Origin of the sequence: Pseudomonas sp. KBN10P06128 (assembly GCF_037574945.1) — a bacterium.
In the GTDB taxonomy this organism is placed as follows: Bacteria; Pseudomonadota; Gammaproteobacteria; order Pseudomonadales; family Pseudomonadaceae; genus Pseudomonas; species Pseudomonas aeruginosa.
On record NZ_JBBELR010000001.1, the window covers coordinates 5,645,830 to 5,670,555 of the forward strand.

Sequence of the window (24,726 nt, forward strand, 5' to 3'; positions counted from 1 at the left end):
CCTCAAGCCTCCTTGACCAGGCCGAGTTCGTCGAGCACGTCGCGGGTGGCGCTGTAGTAGCGCACGTAGCCGGTGCAACGGCAGATGTGATGGCCGAGGCTGTCCTCGATCGCCTGCTCCAGCTCGCTGCGCTTGATCGGCTGGCGCTGGGCTTTTTCCACCAGCACGGTGGCGGCGTTGACGAAGCCCGGCGCGCAATAGCTGCACTGGAAGGCGAACTGGTCGACGAACTTCTGCTGGATCGGGTTCAGCTCGCGGATGTCGCCGTTCTCGTCGCGCTGGGCATGGCCCTCGATGGTGCGAACCTTCTTGCCGTCGAAGTAGTGCGCGCCGGTGATGCAGGTGCGCACTTCCTCGCTGGTGCCGTCCGGATTGTCGACGATCACCACGCAGGCATGGCAGATGCCCTGGCCACAGCCCAGGCGCGAGCCGGTGAGGTTCTGGTATTCGTGCAGGTAGTCGATCATCGGCAGGTCTTCGGCGACCTCCACCGGACCGACGGCTTGACCGTTGAGGGTCATCTGGAGCTTGCGATTAGCCATGGAGGGCCTCCTTGATACGGGCGGGAGTGATGGGCAGGTCGCGGACGCGCTTGCCGGTGGCGTGCGCCACGGCGTTGGCGATGGCGCCGACCACCGGGATCATCACCACCTCGGCGATGCCCTTGGCCGGATCGGTCGGCGACAGCGGCGGGAGGATCTCCGCCGTCTGGCTCCACACCGCCACGTCCTTCGCCCGCGGCAACCGGTAGCGGTTGAAGTTCCAGTCCCCTTCCGCGGGGCCGCCCTCGTAGAGCGGCATTTCCTCCAGCAGCGCATGGCCGATACCCATGGCGATGCCGCCCTCCAGCTGGCCCTTGACCAGCTCCGGCACCAGCACCCGGCCGCACTCGATCCAGGAATGGTGGTCGAGCACCTGCACCTCGCCGCTGCCCTTGTTCACCTTCAGCTCGACCAGGGTCGCCACCGGGCTGTAGTAGGTGACCATCGCGTTGTTCAGCTGGGTCGCCGGATAAGCCGGATTCTGCCGGTCGAGCAGGTGGAAGCCGGCGCTGTTCATCATCGCCTTCTTCACTCCCGGCGCGCCGTCGCCGTACTTCACCGCCATGGCGTCGAGCGGCAGGCGTTCGCGCACGCCATCGATGACGAAGTCCGCCTCGGCCCAGCTCCAGCGGTTGAAGCCGTGGACGCTGACGCCGGTGACCAGGCCCATCTCGTGGGCCTTCTTCGCCAGCTCGGCGAAGGGAATCGGCGCCAGGCCGTTGCCGGTCAACTGGCCGTCGACCCATACCGCGTTTTCGCGGCGCACCACATAGGGATTGGCCTGGCCGCCGAACGGACCGCTGCGCCACAGCGCCAGGGCCGCCGGCCACAGGCCGTGGTTGAACAGTACGCGCGCGGCTTCGCGGGTGGCGTGGCTGAAATAGAACGCCGAGTTGGTCGCCGACGACGGCGAGGCCAGCTTGCCGACCCAGCGCGGATCGCGTAGCGCGGCGTCCTGCTCGGCCTGGCTCATCAGGTAGGGATTGCCCTTGGTGGTGAGCCGCAGCTCGGGCCATTCGGTCTCGGCGGTCTTCACCTCGTCCGCCGGACGGCCGAGGAAGTCGCCGACCACGAAGGCCTGCGAGGTGGACATCCCGGTACCGATCTCGGTGCCGATGTGGCGCAGGCTGATGCGCCCGTCGGCGCTGAACTCGATGCTCGCCATCGGCGCCTCGGCGCCGGTGCCGAAGTCCTTCTGGCAAATGGCGAAGCCGACCCCATACCAGTTGTCCGGGTCCTCCGCGTCGAAGCGCTTCTTGCGTGCGTCGCGGTCCTTCCAGACCTCGTGGGCAGCGGCCTTGTCGAGGATCTCGTGCAGGCGCAGGGCACCGGCCGGGACCGCGCCCTGGGTGTTCTTCATGCCCGAGCGCAGGGCGTTGCGACGACGCAGGTCGATGGCGTCGACGCCCAGCCGGCCAGCGATCTCGTCGACCATCATCTCGGTCGCGGCCATGGTCTGCAGGGTACCGTAGCCGCGCATCGAGCCGGCCTCCACGCCGCGCGAATGATAGGCGGTGACCGCCAGGTCGTTCTGCGGCATGTAGTAGATCGACTGCGCGGCGGTGGCGCCCACCGCCGCCACCGAGGCGCTGTAGTTGGCGCGCCCGCCGCCGTCGGCGCTCATGTCGGCGCGGAAGATGCGGAAGCCGAGGTCGTTCCTGTCTACCGCCAGTTGGTAGCGGATGTCGAACGGGTGGCGCTTGATGCCGCTCTGGAACTGCTCGTAGCGGTCATTGGCCAGGCGCACCGGCACACCCTCGCCATACAGCGCGGCGAGCGCGGCATAGAAGACGAAGATGTTGTTGTCCTTGGAGCCGTAGCCGACGGTATAGCCCGGATGGATGTTGAGCTTCTCCAGGGCGAAGCGCGACGGCTTGATCATGTGCACGCTTTCGTAGGCGACTTCGAACGGGCACTGGGTGGCGACCACGAAGTGCAAGGTCTTGCTCGCCGCGTCGTACCAGCCGTTGCCGTTGTCCGGCTCCAATGCCGCCGGCTCGATCGATGGGGTCTTGTAGCGCTCGTCGAAGACCAGCCAGTCCTGCGGCGGGTTTTCCAGTTGCTCGGCCATGCGCTTGGCATGGAACAGCCCCTGCTCGGTGAGGTCGCCGTGCAGCTTCGGCTCGCGGGTCCATACCGGTCTGCGGTTGAGGATGGTGGGGAACAGCATGGAGTCCTTCAGGCTGGAGAACTCGTCGTCCTCGTAGGGCGTCTTGCCGCCGACCCGGACGAAGCGATAGCTGCCGTAGGGATCGCCCTGGTACAGAGGGGCCTGGGCGCCATAGCGGATCGCCTTGTCGTTGAACTTGAGCTTGAGCTTGGCCCGGCGGAAGCGCTCGAAGTCGTTCCAGATCAGGATCGCCACCGGATGGCCGATGAACATCGGCACCTTGCCCGGCGGCAGGAGCGGATCGGGCGAATGCGCCTCGGGGAAGACGATGCCGTCCTTCTCCAGGTCGGCGGCGGTGACGATACGGTCCGGCTGCAATTCGGCGCCCAGCCAGGAAAGGTCGTGGCCTTCGTAGATGCGGTCGGCGCGAACGGTCTTCAGCAACATGGCGTGGCCTTGCTGCTGCGGCCAGCCGGGCATGTCCCTGGCGCGGATATCGCGGGCGAACACCTTGTTGCCGCAGACCTTGGACAAGGCGTCGTTACGGAAACGGACCTGGCCGTTGCCCGCCATCCAGCGCTGGGCGGAAACGGTCACCTGGTTCTCGAACAAGGCAGCGAACGCCTGGCTGCCGAGCGGCGCCAGGGTGACACCCACGCCGGCGATCAACCCGCCCTGGAGAAAGGCGCGCCGGGATATATCACGGTTGGACATGCAAGTTCCTCTGGGTGGTACGGTTCCCACCCATGTCGTTATTCAGGCTTGAACAGCTCGTCCGGACGGACGAAGTGGAGCACGCAGGCGGAAAAACCTGACTCAGGAGTTAATTTTAGCGACAAGTCGCACCCGAGGAAAAGTCCCGTCTACCGCTGGAAGGCCCCATGGACACTCGACTTTGGTCGCCTGCCAGGCCGGCTCCAACCTTTTCGTGCGCTTCTCTGAATCTTCGATTTCGGCAATGGCAACAGCCAAGAGGTAACCACATGTTACTCTCCGCCCTCCTCTCGAAACGCCCGACCCCAGCATGTCCAGCCAACCCAGCTCCCTGCTCCGCCATCGTCCCTTCCTCGCCTTCTGGCTGGCCCGCGTCTGCACCGCCAGCGGCTTCCAGATGCTCACCGTGGCCATCGGCTGGCACATCTACGAACTGACCGGCAATGTCCTCGACCTGGGCCTGGTAGGCCTGGTCGAATTCCTCCCGCGGGTACTGTTCATGCTCCACACCGGGCATGTTGCCGACCGCTACGACCGACGCAGGATCGCCGCCCTCTGCCAGGCCGGCCAGGCCCTGGTGGCGGTGGCGCTGGTGCTCGGCGCGGCTTCGGGAGAGATCACCCGCAACATGATCTTCGTCCTCGCCTTCGCCCTCGGTACCGCCCGCGCCTTCGAAATGCCGACCACCCAGGCGCTGCTGCCGAACCTGGTACCGGCCGGGCTGTTCCCGCGCGCGGTGGCCGCTTCGGCTTCGGCGATGCAGGCGGCGACCATTGCCGCCCCGGCCCTCGGCGGCCTGCTCTATGCGTTCGGTGCCTCCTGGGTCTACGTGCCGACCGCGACTCTCTACGTCCTCGCCTGCGTCCTGACGCTCAGCCTGCCGGTACGCAACCAGCCGCTCACCCAGGGCAAGGCCACCCTCGACTCGCTGCTCGCCGGCATCCGTTTCATCCGCAGCCGACCGGACATCTTCGGCGCAATCTCCCTCGACCTGTTCGCCGTGCTCCTCGGCGGCGCCACCGCCCTGCTCCCGGTGTTCGCCAAGGACATCCTGCTCACCGGGCCCTGGGGCCTCGGCCTGCTGCGCTCGGCTCCAGCGGTGGGCGCCCTGGCGATGTCGTTCTGGCTGGCGCACTTCAGCATCGAACGCAACGTCGGGCGGATCATGTTCCTCTCCGTGGGCATCTTCGGCCTGGCAACCATCGCCTTCGGCCTGTCGAAATCGTTCTGGCTGTCCCTCGGCGTGCTGGTGGTACTCGGCGCCGCGGACATGGTCAGCATGGTCATCCGCGGCGCCTTCGTGCAGCTCGAGACCCCCGACGAGATGCGCGGCCGGGTCAGCGCGGTGAACGGCCTGTTCATCGGCGCCTCGAACCAGCTCGGCGAGTTCGAGTCCGGGCTCACCGCACACTGGTTCGGCACGGTACCGGCAGTGGTCCTCGGCGGGATCGGCACCCTGGTGGTCACCGGAGCATGGATGAAGCTGTTCCCTAGCCTGGCGCAACGCGACCGCCTGCACTGAGGCCAATGCCGTCGCGCGTCGCTGCCCCGACAGCGGCGTATCGGCGATAACGCCTGGGGCGTTATCCGTCCTCCCCATGGAACACCGCACCTTCTCGGCAATAAGAAAGCCCGGCATCGAGCCGGGCTTTTCTCGCACCTTGCGGCGTGATCCGCGGTGTCAGGCGGGGCGCCGCATCTCCCGATGCAGGCGGTCGACGGTGCGCTCGCTACCGTTGTCGGCCAGGCGCAGATCGACGCGCCCCATGTCCTTGTGCAGACGGTCGACGGTCTGTTCGCTGCCGTTCTCGGCCAGGCGCGCCTCGCGGCTGGTCATGTCGCGGTGCAAGCGATCGATGGTCTGCTCGCTGCCGCTTTCGGCGACCCGGCGTTCTTCCTGGACGCGCGGCGCCTGGGTCTTGCGCAGGCGCTCGAGGGTACGGTCGGAACCGTCGGAGGCGATCAGTTGTTGGGCACCGCGCAGGGCGATGGATTCGACCCGCGGTGCGGCGAAGGCGGCATTGGCGGTCAGGGTAGCAAGGGCGATGGCGAGGAACAGCGGGCGTTTCATGGCAGTGGCTCCAGGTATTCGTTACGTGGGGCCATTCTCTGTTCGGGAAACTCGATTGGAAAACGAAGCGCGCCAATAGTATTCATCGACGTTTGAAATAGTGCGAATAACCGCTCTAGCACAGCAGTTACAGCAAGAATACGCCTCTCCGACCGACCTCGACACGGATTGACGGCATCGATATGAAGAATCGAAGAAATCGAAAGTTTGAGAAAAACACTCGGAATTGAGCACGGACCTCCCTCTCCGCAGAACCGGAGAGGGGCTCCGTCAGCAGCCTCCGGAACGGAGGCCGGCAGGGTTCAGAAGCGCGCCACCACGTTGAACAGGACCCGCGTCTCGCGCTTCCCATCGCGCTGGTCGGCTGGCTCGCCGATGACCTGGCGGGCAATCTCCGGGTTGAACGACAACTGGTCGGTGAGGTTGAAGCGCACCCCGGCACCGATCGAGCCGAGCTTCTGCTGCTCGTCATCGTCCACGTCGAGGTTGTAGGTCTTGCCCCAGTCGTAGAAAGCGTAGGCCTGGTAGCTGCGCAGCCAGCTATAGCCCACCGCCTGGCCATAGCGCGGTTCGAGCTTCAGGGCGAAGCCACGGTCACCGGTGATGTTGCCCGGGGCGAAGCCGCGACCGATCCCGCTGCCGCCAACGCCGAAGCGCTCGCTCGGCAGCAACGGGTCGAAGCTGTACTGCCATTGCAACTCGCCATACACCGACCAGGGTCCGCCGAGCCCTTGCAGACGCCCGATGTTGCCGTTGAGATAGACGAAACGTCCGTCGGCCACTTCGCGGGAACGACGTTCATCGTCCTTCTTGGTCGCGCCCCACATGTCCAGGCCGATGTTGTTGCGCACCTCCGCCAGGTTGATGCCCATCCAGCGGTCGACCCAGTCATAGGTCAGGCGTTGCTGGAACACCCGCACATGGTCACGACCGGGGTTCGAGGCGTCGCTGGCGAAGTCGCGCAGGCGGGTCTCGGTATCCTTCCACTGCAACGCCAGGCCGCCGCTCAGGTTCTGCGAGCGCGAGCGGATGAAGGGATGGTTGTAGGAAATGCTGCCTTCGGTGCTCTTGCTGACGCTGTCGAAGGGGAATACCGAGTCCGGGATGTCCGGGTTGACCTTCGAATAGGAACCCATGATCTGCAGGGTATCGCCGGCGAACATGCCGCCCAGCGGCAACGTGCCGCGCAACTGGATGTAGCGGGTGGCATCGCTGAACGGCGAGATCGCACCGAGCACGTCGATCTGCTCGTAGAAGCCCAGGCGGGAGAACTCGGTGGCGCCGAAGGCCAGGGTGGTCGGGTCGGTGTAGTGCGAACCGCGGTTGTCGAGGCTGACGAAGCCTTCGTATCGCTGCTGCTGCAAGGCCACGTCGAGGTTCGACGAGCCCAGCGCCTGACCCGGGCTGAGCACGCTCTGCACGTTGACCCCCGGCAGGTCGCCGACCAGCAGCAGGCCGCGCTCCAGGGTATCGGCATCCAGCGGACGTTTTTCGGTCAGCGGTGCGAGCAGTTCCTCCACCCGCACCCGCGGCCCATCGACGGTTCCCTTGATCTGCACGTGTTCGAGGTAACCCTCGATCACCTGCAGGCGTACCTTGCCGCCCTCGATGCTCTGCTCCGGCACCACTACCTGGGTCAACAGGTAGCCGTCCTGGCGGTACTTGGCGGTGAGGCGGTTGGCCAGGTCGACCAGTTCGGCCAGGGACACCTGCTTGCCGAGCATATGCTGGTAATAGGACTCGAGCACCGCCTTGTCATAGCGGGTGTTGCCTTCGATGCGTATCTCGCGCAGTTCGAAGCGGATCTGTTCGCTGCCTTGCGGCGCGACCTGCTTGGGCACCACCAGCGGCGCCTCGGGCTTGGCCTGCGGCTCGCTGCGGGGCTTGAAGCGTTCATCGAGCTGGGATGGCTGTACAGTCCCTGGCAACTCCACGGCGGCGGCGGAAGCTGCCAGCATCCCGCAGCCACAGAGCGTCACCCAGCGAAGCGTCCATTGCGAAGGTTTCATCATTCACCTCGGGCAGATGACGCACTACCGCCCGGAGACGATAGTGCGCATTGCGAAAAGGGTTAGAAATTCAGAGGCTTGTTGAAGCAGCTCCAGTAGTCGGCCAGGTAGCTCTGGTTCGAGCAACCCGCCCCACTCTCGGCCTCTGCCCTGAGCGGACGATCGGTGAACTGCCCCACCCGCTTGGCGCTGGCGTCCTCCGCCGGACCCGCGGCGGTAGCCGGCAGCAGGTTAGGATCGCTGACGTCCATGCCCAGAGCGTAGGCGCGCAGGAACGGGTTTTCGAGGAACGGGTTTTCCAGCGTGGTGGTGCGGTAGACCGCATCCCCGGGGGTATCCGGATCGCGCCCCTTCTGCAGTTCGCGCAAGTCGGAGAGCGCTGCCAGTTGCCCCAGGTCGCCCGGCGTGACCGGCAGCGGCAGGATGCTCAGCAGGTTGCCCTGGTAGTTGAGCTGGTAGTTGCCGCTGGTGAGGGCAAGCCCACCCTGGAGGATGTCGTACTGGCCTACGGCTTCGCCGCCCACCCGACCGAGCCCGCCGGCGAGCACCTGACCGGCGCTATCGCCATTCTTCAGGCCGGAAACCTGATAGGTCAGCGCCGGGTCGGCGGTGCCGACCTGCTTGCTCTTGGCATCGGCGAATACGTTGAGCAGCGCCTTGGTGATGGTCAGGTCATTACCCTGGTAGGCCAGGTCATAGTTGCCACTGGTCAGCACCAGGCCGCCCTGGTTGATGCCATACACACCCACGTTCTCGCCTGCGTCGCGGTTCAGCCCGCCGGTCAGGATCGAGCCGGCGCTGTCACCGTTCTTCAGGCCGCTGACCTGGTAGGTCAGGCTCGGATCGGCATCGCCGTAGACCTTGGTCTTGGCGTCGGCGATCACATTCAGCAGTGCCTTGGTGATGGTGAGGTTGTTGCCCTGGTAAGCCAGGTCATAGTTACCGCTGACCAGACCCAGGCCACCCTGCTGAATCGCATAGTTGCCTACGTTTTCGCCGGAGACACGAACCAGGCCGCCGCCATTGAGCACCGAGCCAGCGGTATCGCCGTTCTTCAGGCCGCTGACCTGATAGGTCAGGCTCGGATCGGCATCGCCATAGACCTTGGTCTTGGCGTCGGCGATCACATTCAGCAGCGCCTTGGTGATGGTCAGGTTATTGCCCTGGTAGCTCAGGTCGTAGTTACCGCTGTTCAATGCCAGGTCGCCCTGGTTGATGCCATACACACCCACGTTCTCGCCTGCGACGCGGTTCAGCCCACCGGTCAGGATCGAACCAGCGCTGTCACCGTTCTTCAGGCCGCTGACCTGGTAGGTCAGGCTCGGGTCGGCGTCGCCATAGACCTTGGTCTTGCCGTCGGCGATCACATTCAGCAGCGCCTTGGTGATGGTGAGGTTGTTGCCCTGGTAAGCCAGGTCATAGTTACCGCTGACCAGACCCAGGCCACCCTGCTGAATCGCATAGTTGCCTACGTTTTCGCCGGAGACACGAACCAGGCCGCCGCCATTGAGCACCGAGCCAGCGGTATCGCCGTTCTTCAGGCCGCTGACCTGGTAAGTCAGGCTCGGGTCGGCATCGCCGTAGACCTTGGTCTTGGCGTCGGCGATCACATTCAGCAGCGCCTTGGTGATGGTCAGGTTATTGCCCTGGTAGCTCAGGTCGTAGTTCGCGCTGACCAGGCCCAGTCCACCCTGGTTGATGCCGTACACGCCGACATTCTCGCCAGCCACGCGGCTCAGGCTGCCACCGTTGAGCACGGCACCGGCGGTGTCGCCGTTCTTCAGGCCGCTGACCTGGTAGGTCAGGCTCGGGTCGGCGTCGCCGTAGACCTTGGTCTTGGCATCGGCGATCACATTCAGCAGCGCCTTGGTGATGGTCAGGTTGTTGCCTTGGTAGCTCAGGTCGTAGTTCGCGCTGACCAGGCCCAGTCCACCCTGGTTGATGCCGTACACGCCGACGTTCTCGCCAGCCACGCGGCTCAGGCTGCCGCCGTTGAGCACGGCACCGGCGGTATCGCCGTTCTTCAGCCCGGAAACCTGATAGGTCAGTGCCGGATCGGCGTCGCCATAGACCTTGGTCTTGGCATCGGCGATCACATTCAGCAGCGCCTTGGTGATGGTCAGGTTATTGCCCTGGTAGCTCAGGTCGTAGTTCGCGCTGACCAGGCCCAGTCCACCCTGGTTGATGCCGTACACGCCGACATTCTCGCCAGCCACGCGGCTCAGGCTGCCGCCGTTGAGCACGGCACCGGCGGTGTCGCCGTTCTTCAGGCCGCTGACCTGGTAGGTCAGGCTCGGGTCGGCGTCGCCGTAGACCTTGGTCTTGGCATCGGCGATCACATTCAGCAGCGCCTTGGTGATGGTCAGGTTGTTGCCTTGGTAGCTCAGGTCGTAGTTCGCGCTGACCAGGCCCAGTCCACCCTGGTTGATGCCGTACACGCCGACGTTCTCGCCAGCCACGCGGCTCAGGCTGCCGCCGTTGAGCACGGCACCGGCGGTATCGCCGTTCTTCAGCCCGGAAACCTGATAGGTCAGTGCCGGATCGGCGTCGCCATAGACCTTGGTCTTGGCATCGGCGATCACATTCAGCAGCGCCTTGGTGATGGTCAGGTTATTGCCCTGGTAGCTCAGGTCGTAGTTCGCGCTGACCAGGCCCAGTCCACCCTGGTTGATGCCGTACACTCCGACATTCTCGCCAGCCACGCGGCTCAGGCTGCCGCCGTTGAGCACGGCACCGGCGGTGTCGCCGTTCTTCAGGCCGCTGACCTGGTAAGTCAGGCTCGGATCGGCATCGCCGTAGACCTTGGTCTTGGCGTCGGCGATCACATTCAGCAATGCCTTGGTGATGGTGAGGTTGTTGCCCTGGTAAGCCAGGTCATAGTTACCGCTGACCAGACCCAGGCCACCCTGCTGAATCGCATAGTTGCCTACGTTTTCGCCGGAGACACGAACCAGGCCGCCGCCATTGAGCACCGAGCCAGCGGTATCGCCGTTCTTCAGGCCGCTGACCTGATAGGTCAGGCTCGGATCGGCATCGCCATAGACCTTGGTCTTGGCGTCGGCGATCACATTCAGCAGCGCCTTGGTGATGGTCAGGTTATTGCCCTGGTAGCTCAGGTCGTAGTTACCGCTGTTCAATGCCAGGTCGCCCTGGTTGATGCCATACACACCCACGTTCTCGCCTGCGACGCGGTTCAGCCCACCGGTCAGGATCGAACCAGCGCTGTCACCGTTCTTCAGGCCGCTGACCTGGTAGGTCAGGCTCGGGTCGGCGTCGCCATAGACCTTGGTCTTGCCGTCGGCGATCACATTCAGCAGCGCCTTGGTAATGGTCAGGTTATTGCCCTGGTAGCTCAGATCGTAGTTGCCGCTGTTCAATGCCAGGCCGCCCTGGTTGATGCCGTACACGCCGACATTCTCGCCAGCCACGCGGCTCAGGCTGCCGCCGTTGAGGACCGCACCGGCGGTATCGCCGCGCTTGAGACCGGAGACCTGATAGGTCAGCGCCGGATCGAGGTCGCCATAGACCTTGGTCTTGGCATCGGCGATCACGTTCAGTTGCGCCGGAGTGATGCGCAGGTCGTTGCCGACGTAGCTGAGGGTGTAATTGGCCGTGTTGAGGCCCAGCCCGCCCTGAAGTATCCCGTAGTTGCCGACGTTCTCCCCGGCCACCCGGCCGAGGTTGCCGCTCAGCACGCCGGCGGCGGTATCGCTGTTCTTCAGGCCACTGACCTGGTAGGTGAGGGTCGGATCGGCGTCGCCATAGACCTTGGTCTTGGCGTCGGCGCTGACGATCAATTGCGCCGGCGTGACGGTCAGCTTGCCGTCCTGGCGCACCAGTTGGTAACGCTGGCTGAAATACTCGCTACCATTGGCGTTACCGGTGATCGCGTACTGCCCGACGTTCGACGCCTGGGTCGCCGTGGTGCTGGCGGTCGCCTGGTAGAGGTCGTTGAACTGGCTGTTGACGTAGGCGTCGATGGCGTTGATGCCGGACATCGTGGCCGTCAGAGTCGGATTCACATCACCGTAGACGCGGGTAGCGTCATTGGCGGTCAGGGTGGCGGTCTGCTGGCGGGAAAGGATGTCGCCGGCAGTGGTGGTGGTCTTGAACATCTCCACCTGGGCGCGCTCGGCGAAGCTGTTGAACGCTCCCTCGCGCATGAACAGGTCCAGGCGAGTATCGACGCGGCTGGTCTTGCCGCCGAGGCCGAAGATCAGTTCCTCGGTCAGGCCGGTGCCGACGTCGTACTGCAGTTCGTCGGTCACGCCGATCACGCCGCCGAAGCCCTTGACGCCCCAACTGGTGCCCCAGTTTCCGGTCCAGGTGGTGACGCTGCCGTTGCCGGCGGCGACGGTGAACCCGCTGGGCGCACCGCCGTTCGGGGTGGCGGTGACGTTGCTGCCGTTGACCTGGTAGCGCAGGTTGGTCACCAGGTAGTCCGACGAGTCGTTGGTCGGGAAACTGGCGGAACCGCTGACCCGCCGATAGGGCAGCGCGGTGAACACCAGGCGGTCGAACTCGCTGTTGCCGTCGGCGGTCAGCGTGTAGTTGCCGGTGGTGCCGACGCTGTTGGCCTCGAGAATCCGCGTGCCGACGCTGGAGACGATGTTCTGCGCCGTGCCGGTCATGCTCTGGTTGATGAACGGATCGAACACCGTGCCGCTCGTGGTCACGCCGGTGGCGTTGCTCTGCCGGTACTTGAGCGTACCGTTGAAGGTCTGCAGCGCCAGGTTGCCGGCGTAGTTGTCCCAGGAAGCCAGGTCGATGCTACCGGCGCGGCCGGCGAGGTTGGCGGCGATCAGCGCGGTACCGGCCTGCTGGCTGATCTTGCCGGCGGTGCTGGTCTGCATCCACAGGGTGCCGCTACCCAGGTCGACGATGCCGCTGGTCTGCGGCGTGCCGCCGCTGAGGAAGTTGATGTTGCCGCCGGCGCGGATTGCCAGGCTGCCGTTGCGGAACAGGATCGGCGCAGAGATATCCACCGCACCGGCAGGTCCGGTGGCGATCAGTTCCAGGCCGCGACTGGCGCCGCCCAGGTTGCTGGTGATCAGCGGCGCTTCCACCGACAGCCGGTCGCTGGCGCTGAGGGTCACCTTGCCGCCTGCCAGCGCCCCGGTGACCACCGAGGCATTCACCGTCGCATCGCCGCTGGCGCCGTTGGCGCCCCCCACCGAACCTGAGGTGCCGCCGGAGGCGACGATGCGCAGGGTGGTCGGGTCGAGCAGCCAGGTGCCACCGTTGCCGTAGGGTGCGGCGACGCTGACGTAGGCGCTGTCGGCGATGCTCAGGTTGACCTTGCCGGAGGTCTCCACCAGGCCGCCGTTGCCGCCCTGGGCGCCGCCGCGCGCGAGGATCCGCCCGTCCATGCGGGTATTGCCGTCGGACCAGACCACCGCCAGGCCGCCATTGCCCTTGCCGGTAGCCGAGACGTCGATGCTGGCGCCCTTGGCCAGCGTAGCGTTCTTCGCTCGTGGCAGCTCGCCGCGGCCCTGGAAGTCGCCGCCGATGCGCACGCTGCCGCCCTGCGCGGCGCCGCGGGCGTCGATGCTGGCGGTGCTCGCCAGGGCCGCCTGCTGCCCGCTGACCAGCACGTCGCCACCGTTCTTCGGACCGCTGACGTCGATCTTGCCGGCGATCTGGATGTCCCCGGACTTGCTTACCAGCGCCACGCTGCCCTCGCGCACCTCGGTGCCGCGGGCAAGGATCACGCCGGACAGGTTGACCGCGTTGTCGACCACCCGGGAAGCCTGCTCGGCGGTGATCAGCACGCTACCGCCGTCGGCCTGGATCGCGCCGCCGTTGCTGACCAGCGCCTGGGCATCCTGCGGCTTGCGGGTAACCGGGTCGGTCACGGCGATCGACACCAGGCCATCGCCGTAGAGGTCGATGGTCGCGGCATTGCCGGCGGCCATCGCCACGGTGCCGAGGCGGGCGTTGATCACGCCGTTGTTGGCCACGGACGGCGCGACGAAGGCCGCCAGGCCTTTCTCCGCGACGCTGATGCTGCCGTCGTTGACGATCCGCGCGTCGGGGTTTCCGGGCTGGTCGAAGATCAGCTTGCCCTGGCGGAAGTGTTCGTCGCTGATGTTCGCCGTGGTGGTGATCAGGGAGCCCACGTCGACCTTGGCCGAGCCGCTGAAGACCACGCCGTTGGAGTTGTAGATGATCACCTGGCCGGGCGCGGAGATGCGCCCGGCGATCACGCTTTCCTGGCCTGCGGTGACCCGGTTCAGGGTCGACGAGGTCACACCGGGCTGGTTGAAGCGCACCGCCTCGTCGGCGGAGACGTCGAAGCCCTTCCAGTTGATGATCGCGCGCTGGGTGCTCTGGTCGATCAGCGTGGTCTTGCCCTGCTGGCTGATCTTGATCTCGTTGGGGTTGAACTGGGCACCGGTAGGTGCCGCCATGGCCGCGTTGATGCTGGCGATGGCGAACATGAGGGTACTGCTGGCGGCAAGGACGAAACGCCCTTCCCTACCAGCTTTCGAAGAGGTGCGCTTGCCGCGCTGGCTATCCGGACGGACCATGAAAATCTCCCTATCTGCGTGGCGCACGTCAGTTTTCCAGCACTGCATTTCGTCAGTTAAATGACGAAAATCTGAGAAGCAATTCACATTGCGCCTTGTGTGCCAAAAAAATGCCTTTCAGATCAAAAATTGTCCACTTGAAAGGGCGACCGTTCGTCGGAGTGACTCAAAAATGACACTACCGAGGTTAAATATGTAATACCGTCAAAAAACCGACAATACTTTCGGGATAATCACTGTCAAGAAAACCGGAAGACCTCCCTGGCACGCGGGTTTGCTAGGCTAGGCAGCCCCCGTCCGCTGCCGCCAAGGAACCTTCCATGAGCCATGCCCTGCGCGCCGTTTTCCTCGACCATGCCTCCCTCGACCTCGGCGACCTGGACATGCGCCCCCTGCGCGCCGCCTTCGACGAGCTGCAACTGCATGCCGCCAGCCAACCGCAGGAAGTCGCCGCGCGGCTGCACGGTGCGCGGGTCGCGATCAGCAACAAGGCGCCGATCGACGCGCAATGCATCGCCGCCTGCCCAGAGCTGGAACTGATCCTGGTCAGCGCTACCGGCACCAACAACATCGATCTCGCTGCCGCTCGCGAGCGCGGTATCGTCGTCGCCAACTGCCATGGCTACGGCACGCCCTCGGTAGCCCAGCACACCCTCGCGCTGCTACTGGCCCTGGCTACGCGCCTGCCGGACTACCAGCAGGCGGTACGCAGCGGCCGCTGGCAGCAATCCAGCCAGTTCTGCCTGCTGGACTTCCCCATCGTCGAACTGGAAGGCAAGACCCTCGGCCTGCTCGGCCATGGCGAACTGGGCGGGGCGGTGGCGCGGCTGGCGGAGGCGTTCGGCATGCGCGTGCTGCTCGGTCAGTTGCCAGGACGGCCCGCCCGGGCGGACCGTCTGCCGCTTGGCGAACTCCTGCCACGGGTCGACGCCCTGACCCTGCACTGCCCGCTGACCGAGGACACCCGCGGGATGCTCGGCGCCGCCGAACTGGCGCTGATGAAGCCTGGCGCCTTCCTGGTCAATACCGCCCGTGGCGGCCTGGTCGACGAACAGGCGCTGGCCGACGCCCTGCGCGGCGGCCACCTGGGCGGCGCCGCCACCGACGTGCTCAGCGTCGAGCCGCCGAGAAACGGCAATCCGCTGCTGGCCCCCGACATCCCGCGCCTGATCGTCACCCCCCATAACGCCTGGGGCAGTCGCGAAGCGCGGCAGCGCATCGTCGGCCAACTGGCGGAAAACGCAGAGGCATGGAAGGCCGGGCGCGCCCTGCGGGTTGTCAACGCCGGCTGAGACGGCGCTGCGGGCACCGCGCACGGATGAACGGCGATCCTCGCCGACAATCCATGCGGGTATGCCAGGCCCAAGCCTGTTAAGATTTCCCATTTTTTCCGGAGCCCGCATGGACCCTCGCAGTGAAGTGCTGCTGCGCCAGCGCCACCTCTTCGCGACCCCGCTGCTGCTGGCCGGCCTGCCCGCCGACGACCTGCTCGCCGAGCTACCGCAGGCCCAGGGCTGGAGCTGGCACGCCGGCGAGCAGGCGCAGCTGGACGCCCGCTTCCCCGGCCGTAGCCGTTTCGACACGCGCGCGCCGATCGGCGCCTGGACTTCGGCCGTTCTGTTCCTGCCCAAGTCCCGCGAACTGACCGACTACCTGCTGGCCAGCCTGGCCGCCCGCCTGCCCGGCGGCGAACTCTTCCTGGTCGGCGAAAAGCGCGGCGGGATCGAGCGCGCGAGCAAGCAGTTGGCCGCCTACGGCAAGCCCCGCAAACTGGATAGCGCGCGGCATTGCCAGCTCTGGCAGGTGCGTATCGAACAGGCGCCGGCCGAGCCCGACCTGCACGCCCTGGCCCAGCGCTACAGCCTGCCGCTGGCCGATGGCGAGCTGCAGGTGGTGAGCCTGCCGGGGGTGTTCAGCCATGGCCGCCTGGATCGCGGCAGCGCGCTGCTGCTGGGGCAACTGCAAGCCCTGCCCGGCGGCCATCTGCTGGACTTCGGCTGCGGTGCCGGCGTACTCGGGGCGGTCCTCAAGCGTCGCTACCCCGCCAGTCGCCTGAGCCTGCTCGACGTCGACGCCTTCGCTGTCGAGAGCAGCCGACTGACCCTCGCCGCCAACGGCCTGGACGGCGAAGTGATCGCCGCCGACGGCATCGACGGCGCGCCGCGCGAACTCGCCGCGATCGTCAGCAATCCGCCCTTCCACCAGGGCGTGCACACCGACTACCAGGCCTCCGAGCGCCTGCTGCAACGCGCCGCCGAGCACCTGGCGCCGGGCGGCGAACTGCGCCTGGTCGCCAACAGCTTCCTGAAGTACCCGCCGTTGATCGAACGCCACCTCGGCCCCTGCCGGACACTCGCCGAAGGCGACGGTTTCCGCATCTACTCCGCCCGTCGCTCCTGATTTCTGCCTGGAACCCTGTGAATGAAGCTTTTCCTCTCCCTGCCCGCACGCCCGCAGCCAGACCCTTCCATGGCCACCCGCCGGGAGGCCGCCGATGACTGACCTGAACGCCAGCCAGGGCCAGCAATTGCGGCGGGTGCTCAAGCCGCGCCACCTGAACATGATCGCCATCGGCGGCTCCATCGGCACCGGGCTGTTCGTCGCCTCCGGGGCCACCGTGGCCACCGCCGGGCCCGGCGGTGCGCTGCTTTCCTACGCACTGATCGGGCTGATGGTGTACTTCCTCATGACCAGTCTCGGCGAGATGGCCGCCTACATGCCCGTTTCCGGCTCGTTCTGCACCTATGGCAGCCGGTTCGTCGAAGATGGCTTCGGTTTCGCCCTCGGCTGGAACTACTGGTACAACTGGGCGGTGACCATCGCCGCGGAACTGGTGGCGGCGCAACTGGTGATGAGTTTCTGGTTCCCCGAGGTGCCGGGCATCTACTGGAGCGCGATCTTCCTGGGCATCATGTTCGGCCTCAACGTGATTTCCGCGCGCGGCTTCGGCGAGAGCGAATTCTGGTTCGCCCTGATCAAGGTAGTCACGGTGGTGATCTTCATCGGCGTCGGCCTGGCGACCATCTTCGGCATCATGCATGGCGTGGAGTCGCCCGGCTTCAGCAACTTCACCATGGGCGACGCGCCCTTCGTCGGCGGCTTCCAGGCGATGGTCGGGGTGGCGATGATCGCCGGCTTCTCGTTCCAGGGCACCGAGTTGATCGGCATCGCCGCCGGTGAATCGGAAAATCCGCGGAAGAACATCCCGATCGCCATTCGCCAGGTGTTCTGGCGCATCCTGATGTTCTACATCCTGGCGATCTTCGTGATCGGCATGCTGATTCCCTACACCGACCCGAACCTGCTGAAGAACGATGCCAGCGACATCAGCGTGTCGCCCTTCACCCTGCTCTTCGAGCGCGCCGGCTTCGCCGCGGCGGCCGGGGTGATGAACGCGGTGATCCTCTCGGCGATCCTCTCCGCCGGCAACTCCGGCATGTACGCCTCGACCCGGATGCTCTACAACCTCGCCCTCGAGGGCAAGGCACCGCGCCTGTTCTCCCGTGTCTCGCGCAGCGGCGTGCCACGCAATGCGCTGTACGCCACTACCCTGGTCGGCGCCCTGTGCTTCCTCACTTCGGCCTTCGGCGACAGCACCGTCTACACATGGCTGCTGAACACCTCGGGCATGTGCGGCTTCATCGCCTGGCTGGGCATCGCCATCTCCCACTATCGCTTCCGCAAGGGCTACCTGGCCCAGGGCGGCCGCCTGGAAGACCTGCCCTACCGGGCCAAGCTGTTCCCCTTCGGCCCGCTGTTCGCCTTCGCCCTGTGCATGGTCATCACCCTCGGGCAGAACTACCAGGCGCTGGTGGGCGAACGCATCGACTGGATCGGCCTCCTCGCCACCTACATCAGCCTGCCGCTGTTCCTGGCGATCTGGCTGGGATACCGCTGGAAGAAGCGCGCGCGCTTCGTTCGCTACCACGAAATGGACGTCAGCCCGACCAATACCTGATTCACCCTGCCGCCCAGCGATTCCTCGCGGATCGCTGCGGATGCCGGCACGTTTCCTTGCGATCAGGCTCCCTCGCCGCCCTCCCGGACGAAAGTTTCCGTCCCGGGCTTGCCCAAGCCGCCCGGCTTGGGCAGAATGCGCCCCGTCCTAGGGGAGTAGTCTCCCGCGAGCGCCGCACCGGCCTCGCCCGGCACGCGTCAACACACTTGGTCCGCAGACCATGGCGCGCGCGACCCAAGCCTGCCCAGACAGGCCAAGGGTTTGACAAGACCTATGACACGCACGATCTGACCCGGGGCGGGCAGATGGCGCGTGTCATGGTGATTGGTCGACCCGCCCCTTAGGAAGCCTGATGGAATCGCTGTTCGTCCCTACCCTGATCGTTGCCCTCGCGGAAATCGGCGACAAGACCCAGTTGCTGGCACTCCTGCTCGCGGCGCGTTTCCGCAAGCCGTGGCCGATCATCGCCGGCATCGTTGCCGCCACCCTGGCCAACCATTTCGCTGCCGGCGCGGTGGGCGCCTGGGTCGCCAGCTTCTTCTCGGAAGCTACCCTCAGCTGGATCCTCGCCGCCTCCTTCATCGCCGTCGCCCTGTGGACGCTGGTACCGGACAAGCTCGACGACGAAGAGTCCGGACTGAAGAAATACGGCCCCTTCCTCACCACCCTGATCGCGTTCTTCCTCGCCGAGATGGGCGACAAGACCCAGGTCGCCACGGTCATGCTGGCCGCCCAGTATCCGCATTTCTGGCTGGTGGTGATCGGCACCACCCTGGGCATGCTGATCGCCAACGTACCGGTGGTACTGATCGGCAACCTGGCCGCCGATAAGCTGCCGCTGACCCTGATCCGCCGCCTGGCCGCGGCCGCCTTCGCCGCACTTGGTCTGTACGCCGCCTGGCACGCCGCGCAATTGACCGGCTGGCTCTGAAGGACTGCGCCGCCGGGCCCGGGATGGCTGGGCGGCCAATGCAAAATGCATAGGAACGGCTACAGTTCAGGCAGGCACCGGATGCCTGCCCCACCACTCGCCCACGAGAGCCGGAGATGCCCTCACACGACCTGAAACGACTCGCCCGCCATCACATCGAGCTGTCCTGGAACAAGGGCCGCATGGCGTTGGTGGAGCAGTTGCACAGCAAGGATTTCCTCTACAAAAGCTCGTTCATCGGCCATCCCCTGGATACCGCCGGCTATATCCGCCTGCTGCAGGACATCCGCACGGCGATGCCGGACCTGGAGGTCGTGGTCGAAGACTGCATCGGCGAGGAACGCAAGGTGTTCACCTGGAGCACGCTGATCGGCACCATCGTCCGGCCGACCCTGGGCTATCCGGCCAGCGACAAGGTGCTGAGCATTTCCGCGATGGGCTTCTGGGTGTTCAACCCGCAGGGCCAGTTGCAGGAGCTGTGCACCATGTTCGACATGGAGAGCTTTCGCGCTCAGCTGGGACTGCAGACCCGGCCCTTCGCGGAAAAAGCGCTGCCCTAGCCAACCGTCCTAGGCATTGAAATAGCCGTTGTCGCGGAACCAGTCGATGGCGCGCAGCAGGGTGTCGTCGAGGGCGGTGGTGGAGAAGAAGCCGAGTTCCTCGCGGGCCTTGCGTCCATCGAGGAACTGCCCGCCAGCCATCACCTCGATGGCGGTTTCGTCGAGCAGCGGCAACTGGCCGCTGACCCGGTAGCGCAAGCGGCCCAGGGTGGCCAGCGCGCGAGCCATGGCCATCGACATCGGCTGCGGCGCAGGCTGGCCGAGCAGCTCGGCGATACGCCGGGTCAGGTCGGCCATTTCCAGGTTGTGCCCGGTCAGCAGGTAGCGCTCGCCGATACGCCCGCGCTCAAGGGCCATCAGCAGGCCGCGCCCGGCTTCGGCGGCATCGATGACGTTACGCTGGCCGGCGACGTAGTGGGTCATCTCGCCATTGCCGATGGCGGTGATCACGCGTCCGGTGGTCGGGCCGATGTCCAGTTCGCCGAGTACCATGCCGGGGATCCCGATCACCACCGGCAGGCCGTTGCGCGCCTGCTCCCGGGCCTGCTCGTCGAGCGCCCATTTGCACAGCACGTAGGAACTCTTGCCGCTCGGCAGGCTGTCGTAGAACAACCCCTCGTGCCCCGGTAGTCCCTGGGGATGCCGGGGCATGGCATATGCCGAACCGACGTAGAGGATGCGCGGCACCCTGGCCTGCAGGCAGGCGGCATAGAACGGGTTGGTCTGGCCCAGCGCGCTGGCCACTTCCTCCTGCCAGCGGCGCGGCCGCGAAGGATAGTAGCCGGCGCTGAAGATCACCCCGTCGAGGCCGCGCAGGGCGCGTTCCAGGCCGGCGTGGTCGAGCATCTCGGCGACCCGGCACTCGGGCTCCAGATAGGCGAGACGCTGGATCTGCGAAGAAGGACGGTGGATCAGCACCAGATCGTGACCGGCGGCCCTGATGGCGCGCGCGGCGTGATGTCCCAGCAGGCCGGTGGCTCCGAGTACGGCGTATTTCACATGAGCTCCAGGGCGTGAGAGTGGCTGTTCGTCCACGGGTCCCGCAAGCGGGTCGGCCAGCAGTCTAGGCCGAACGCCGGCGAGATACCAAACAGCAGGTTACGGAAATACACAACAGGCGTTTCCGATGGTAAGCCTGTCGGCGCGCCGGCCGCCCCCCGCGACCGCGCGCCCTGGCCTCACTTGCCGCGCCTGGCCTGCTGGTACAGCGGCATCACCTTGGGAATCGCGGCCTGGAGATTGGCCATCCGCTAACTGTCGGAGGGGTGGGTGCTGGTGAACTCGGGCTGGCTGGCACCGCCGCTGGCCTTGCCCATCTTCTGCCAGAGGGTGATCGCCGCTTCCGGGTTGTAGCCGGCGCGGGCGGCCAGCTCGAGACCGATCAGGTCGGCTTCGTTCTCGTTGGCACGACTGTTGGGCAGGGTCATCAGGTAGTCGACGCCGGTATTGGCCAGTTGCAGGCTTTCCTGGCCGAGGCCGGCCAGGGCGCCGATCTGGCTGGCCACCTGCACGCCGTAGGCCTTGGACATGGCCTCGCGCCCATGCTCGCGCAGGGCGTGAGCGATCTCGTGGCCCATCACCGCGGCGATCTCGTCGTCGGTGAGCTTCAGCTTGTCGATCAGCCCGGTGTAGAAAATGATCTTGCCGCCGGGACCGCAGTTGGCGTTGAGTTCGTCGCTCTTCACCACGTTGACTTCCCAGTTCCAGCTGGTGGCGTCCGGGCGGAAGGCGGCGGTCTGCGGGATCAGCCGCTGGGCGATCGCCTTGACTCGCCGCGCGTCGGCACTGCTGGTATCGAGCACGCCGGCGCTTTTCGCCTCGCCGAGAGTCTTCTGGTACGACTGGGCGTACATCTGGTCGACTTCCTGGCTGGACAACATGCTGAACATGTATTGCTTGCGGTCGACGCCGACGGCGCCGCCGCTGGTGGTGTTCACTGCCTGGCAACCGGCGAGCAGCAGCGCGCCGGCGAGGGTGGCGAATCGGAAGGGATGAGCCATGGTCCTTTGTTCTCCTCTGAAGGCCGAGCGCATGGTAGGCCGCGCCTCGAGCGCCGGCAACAGCCGTTGGCGAGGAAATCTCCATCGGCCGATTAAGGATTTGCCGCCCTCTTGCCGATAACCTCGCCAGAGACAATTCCAACAAGGGTCGGAAGTCCCATCATGAAGCTCAAGTCGATCCAGTTTTCTGTCGCCGCCCTCGCCGGCGCCAGCGTTCTAAGCGTCGTCGTGGTGTTGGTGCTGTATGCCCTGTTCGCCGGCGCGCGAACCCAGGAACTGGTGCAGCAACGCACCCAGGGCCTGCTGGAGAAGGTCATCAACGAGCGCCTGGTGGCCCTGGCCCGCGCCCAGGTCAGCCAGATCCAGCGCGAGCTGGAGTATCCGCTGACGGTGGTCCACGGCCTGGCCAACAGCACCCGCCTGCTCGGCGAGCCGGGCGCCGACGGCATGCCGCAGCTGAACGCCAGCCGCGACGAAATCTCCGCGCTGCTGCGTAGCACCGTGCAGAACAACCCCAAGCTGCTCGACACCTTCATGGCCTGGGAAGCCAATGCCTTCGATACCGACGCCGCCTTCGCCGGGCAACCCGGCAAGGGCTACGGCCCGGATGGTCGCTACCTGCCCTGGTGGTATCGCGGCGCCGACGGCAAGCCGATCGTCGAGGCCATGACCGACAGTATCGATAGCGAAAAGCTGCTGCCCACCGGGGTGCGCGAGAACGAGTTCTACGCCTGTCCGAAAGAGAACAAGCGTCCCTGCATCATCGACCCGGCTCCCTACGAAATGGGCGGCAAGACCGTGATGATGTCGTCCTTCAACGTGCCGATCATGGTTGGCGACCAGTTCCGCGGCGCAGTCGGCGCCGACCTCTCGCTGGCCTTCATCCAGGACCTGCTCAAGCGCGCCGACCAGCAGCTCTACGATGGCGCCGGGGAAATGGCGCTGATCGCCAGCAACGGCCGCCTGGTGGCCTACACCCGCGACGACAGCAAGCTCGGCGAGCCCGCCGGCAGCGTCCTCGACGGCAACGAAGTGGACAACCTGAAGAACCTCACGATCGACCAGCCGCTCTACGACATCGACGCCGAGCACGGTCACATCGAGCTGTTCCTGCCTTTCACCATCGCCGACAGCGGCGTGCGCTGGACCCTCATGCTGCAGATTCCCCAGGCGGCGGTATTCGGCGAACTGCAGCAACTCCAGGGCGAGCTGAGCGACCAGCGCCAGCAGGATATCCTCGGCATGAGCCTGGCCGGTCTGGTGGTAGCGGCCCTCGGCCTGCTGGTGGTCTGGCTGGTCGGCTACGGCATCGCCCGGCCGCTGCGCCAACTGGTCGGCATGCTCGACGACATCGCCCAGGGCGAAGGCGACCTCACCCGCCGCCTGAGCAGCGAGCGCGCCGACGAGCTGGGCTCCATCGCCAAGGGCTTCAACACCTTCCTCGGCAAGCTGCAGAACATGATCGGCCAGGTGGTGCAATCGGTGCAGAAGGTCAGCGACTCCTCGGAGCACACCGCCGACATCGCCATCCGTACCAACCAGGGCGTGCAGCAGCAACTGGCGGAGATCGAACTGGTGGCCACCGCGGTCCACGAGATGACCGCCACCGCCCAGGACGTGGCGCGCAACGCCACCCACGCCGCCGAGGCAGCCAACCACGCGGACCAGGCCGCGCACCAGGGCAAGCAGATCGTCGAAAGCAGCTCGGCGGCGATCCAGGCCCTGGCCAGCGAGATCGGCCGCGCGGTCGGCGTGGTGCAGAACCTGGCCAAGGACAGCGAAAACATCAACGCGATCCTGGTGGCGATCCGCGGTATCGCCGAGCAGACCAACCTGCTCGCCCTCAACGCCGCCATCGAGGCCGCCCGCGCCGGCGAGCAGGGTCGCGGTTTCGCGGTGGTGGCCGACGAGGTACGCAACCTGGCGCAGAAGACCCAGCAGGCCACCGAAGAAATCCAGAGCATGATCCAGCAGTTGCAGCAGGGCACCCGCGACGTGGTGAAGGTCATGCAGGACAGCCAGGAGCGCACCGACGACAGCGTGCGCCATGCGCGCCAGGCGGCCGAAGCGCTGGAGTCGATCACCCAGGCGGTATCGGTGATCAACGACATGAACACCCAGATCGCCAGCGCCGCCGAGGAGCAGAGCGCGGTGGCCGAGGACATCAACCGCAACGTCGCCAACATCGGCCAGGTCGCCAACCAGGTGGCCGGCGGCGCCGACGAGGCCTCGCAGGCCAGCGCCGAGCTGACCCGCCTGGCCGAGCAGCAGCGGCGCCTGGTGAATCAGTTCAGGGTCTAGCGTCAGGCCGGGGTCAGGCACTCCGGCCCGTCGGTTTCAGGCTTGTTGACGAAGCCGGCCAGGGCCACGCTGCGCAGGTTCGGCTGGGGCTTGGCGAGCAGGCTTATCAGCGCCGGCAGCGGCGTGTCCGGAGCCAGCCAGGTATCCTGCTCGGCCTCGTCGAGCAGCAGCGGCCGGCGGAACTCGGCGGCCGCCTGGGATACCTGGGCCACGCTGAGCCAGGTCTGTCCATGCACCGGATAGGCCTCCCAGATGCCGGCGAAGAACAACAGGCGCTCGCCGGTGGAGACCCAGTACGGACGCTTGCGCACCCCGCGCCATTCATAGAAGCCGTTGGCCGGCAGCAGGCAGCGGCGCTGCTGGAACGCCTCGCGGAACATCGGTTGCTCGGCGAGGGTTTCCGCCCGCGCGTGGCTGGGCGTACGCGACAGGTCGGTGAGCCAGGCCGGGGTCAGCCCCCAGCGCGCCAGGTCGGCGCGGCGCGCACCGGCGTCCTCGCGAACCATCAGCACCTGGTTCGCCGGAGAAATGTTCCAGTGCGCCCGCCAATCCGCCGGAAAGCCCGGCAGGGCCGCCAGCGACGGATTCCAGCGGAACAGGGCGTAACGACCACTCATGCTTGGCACTGCCTGGTGAGGGAAAGCCGCACAGTGTAACCCGAAGCGCCACACTGGCCTTGCCGAACGCAAGCTGAATGAAACCCAATCTTAACTTGACGCGCCTATCCTCCAGGCTTATGGTGCCGCCCGCATTCTGTAACCCACACAGGAGTCCTGCATTGGACAACAGCCCTAGTCGATTGCGACAGGTCCATCCGGCGAGCTAGTCCAGCAGAACCCTCTGCCACTGCCTCGCCGAACATGGCGGACAGTGGCGATCCGCATCCCGTCCGGGATGACGCATCCCCATTTTCCCTTCGTGTCCCTTCCCTCGCGCCAACCGCGCAGCGGGAAGCCGCGGTCCTGCGCAATCCATCGTCCTTTATCCGCGCGGACCGACG

At 65.9% G+C, this 24,726-nt stretch carries 14 protein-coding genes, 1 pseudogene and 1 riboswitch; of the genes and pseudogenes, 7 read left to right on the plus strand and 8 right to left on the minus strand.

What is annotated here, in order from left to right; all coding sequences use genetic code 11:
• Positions 1-2 precede the first annotated feature (2 nt).
• Positions 3-542, minus strand: coding sequence for a (2Fe-2S)-binding protein (locus VQ065_RS26380; protein ID WP_003094903.1), 540 nt, complete (start codon positions 540-542; stop codon positions 3-5).
• Entirely contained in the window at positions 535-3,366 is a 2,832-nt protein-coding gene (locus VQ065_RS26385; protein WP_003094910.1) for a xanthine dehydrogenase family protein molybdopterin-binding subunit, read from the minus strand. The genes VQ065_RS26380 and VQ065_RS26385 overlap by 8 nt, the downstream gene beginning before the upstream one ends.
• Positions 3,367-3,676: 310 nt before the next feature.
• Here VQ065_RS26385 and VQ065_RS26390 point away from each other — a divergent pair, with 310 nt between their 5' ends.
• On the plus strand, positions 3,677-4,888 hold the full coding sequence (locus VQ065_RS26390) for an MFS transporter (RefSeq protein ID WP_003094912.1): 1,212 nt from the start codon (positions 3,677-3,679) through the stop codon (positions 4,886-4,888).
• Between the two features lie 159 nt (positions 4,889-5,047).
• Here VQ065_RS26390 and VQ065_RS26395 read toward each other — a convergent pair whose 3' ends face one another.
• The 3 genes from VQ065_RS26395 to cdrA all read right to left on the minus strand — a co-directional run bounded on the left by VQ065_RS26395 (position 5,048) and on the right by cdrA (position 13,976).
• A complete protein-coding gene (locus VQ065_RS26395) occupies positions 5,048-5,437 on the minus strand; it encodes a hypothetical protein (RefSeq protein WP_003094913.1) in 390 nt (129 codons plus the stop codon).
• Positions 5,438-5,739: 302 nt separating this feature from the next.
• Positions 5,740-7,446: a two-partner secretion system transporter CdrB gene (cdrB, locus tag VQ065_RS26400; protein ID WP_003094915.1), complete on the minus strand. Its 1,707-nt coding sequence runs from the start codon at positions 7,444-7,446 to the stop codon at positions 5,740-5,742.
• 62 nt (positions 7,447-7,508) lie between these two features.
• A complete protein-coding gene (gene cdrA / locus VQ065_RS26405) occupies positions 7,509-13,976 on the minus strand; it encodes a two-partner secretion system adhesin CdrA (protein WP_107236434.1) in 6,468 nt (2,155 codons plus the stop codon).
• A gap of 320 nt (positions 13,977-14,296) precedes the next feature.
• On the opposite strand from cdrA, the gene VQ065_RS26410 reads away from it, so the two are divergent.
• From VQ065_RS26410 to VQ065_RS26430, 5 genes are all read left to right on the plus strand, one after another.
• Positions 14,297-15,268, plus strand: coding sequence for a 2-hydroxyacid dehydrogenase (locus VQ065_RS26410; protein ID WP_003094919.1), 972 nt, complete (start codon positions 14,297-14,299; stop codon positions 15,266-15,268).
• A 109-nt stretch (positions 15,269-15,377) separates the two neighbouring features.
• Positions 15,378-16,376 (plus strand): class I SAM-dependent methyltransferase, encoded by a 999-nt coding sequence (locus VQ065_RS26415; RefSeq protein ID WP_003094920.1) that lies wholly within the window; start codon positions 15,378-15,380, stop codon positions 16,374-16,376.
• 94 nt (positions 16,377-16,470) lie between these two features.
• Entirely contained in the window at positions 16,471-17,934 is a 1,464-nt protein-coding gene (locus VQ065_RS26420) for an amino acid permease (protein WP_003094922.1), read from the plus strand.
• A gap of 138 nt (positions 17,935-18,072) precedes the next feature.
• Positions 18,073-18,197: riboswitch (yybP-ykoY riboswitch) on the plus strand.
• A gap of 89 nt (positions 18,198-18,286) precedes the next feature.
• The gene (locus VQ065_RS26425) at positions 18,287-18,865 is read left to right on the plus strand and encodes a TMEM165/GDT1 family protein (RefSeq protein WP_003094926.1); all 579 of its coding nucleotides are present in this window, start codon (positions 18,287-18,289) and stop codon (positions 18,863-18,865) included.
• A gap of 116 nt (positions 18,866-18,981) precedes the next feature.
• Complete coding sequence (locus tag VQ065_RS26430; RefSeq protein WP_003094928.1) at positions 18,982-19,425, plus strand: nuclear transport factor 2 family protein; 444 nt, start codon at positions 18,982-18,984, stop codon at positions 19,423-19,425.
• A gap of 9 nt (positions 19,426-19,434) precedes the next feature.
• Here the strand turns inward: VQ065_RS26430 and VQ065_RS26435 are convergent, their stop codons facing one another.
• Together VQ065_RS26435 and VQ065_RS26440 are read right to left on the minus strand one after the other, a co-directional pair.
• Entirely contained in the window at positions 19,435-20,460 is a 1,026-nt protein-coding gene (locus tag VQ065_RS26435) for an NAD-dependent epimerase/dehydratase family protein (RefSeq protein WP_003121034.1), read from the minus strand.
• Positions 20,461-20,603: 143 nt separating this feature from the next.
• Positions 20,604-21,425, minus strand: a pseudogene (locus tag VQ065_RS26440) (M48 family metallopeptidase).
• Positions 21,426-21,587: 162 nt separating this feature from the next.
• Here VQ065_RS26440 and VQ065_RS26445 point away from each other — a divergent pair.
• Positions 21,588-23,726, plus strand: coding sequence for a methyl-accepting chemotaxis protein (locus tag VQ065_RS26445; RefSeq protein WP_003094935.1), 2,139 nt, complete (start codon positions 21,588-21,590; stop codon positions 23,724-23,726).
• A gap of 2 nt (positions 23,727-23,728) precedes the next feature.
• On the opposite strand, the gene VQ065_RS26450 is transcribed toward VQ065_RS26445, so the two are convergent.
• On the minus strand, positions 23,729-24,343 hold the full coding sequence (locus VQ065_RS26450) for an SOS response-associated peptidase (RefSeq protein ID WP_003094938.1): 615 nt from the start codon (positions 24,341-24,343) through the stop codon (positions 23,729-23,731).
• Positions 24,344-24,726 lie beyond the last annotated feature (383 nt).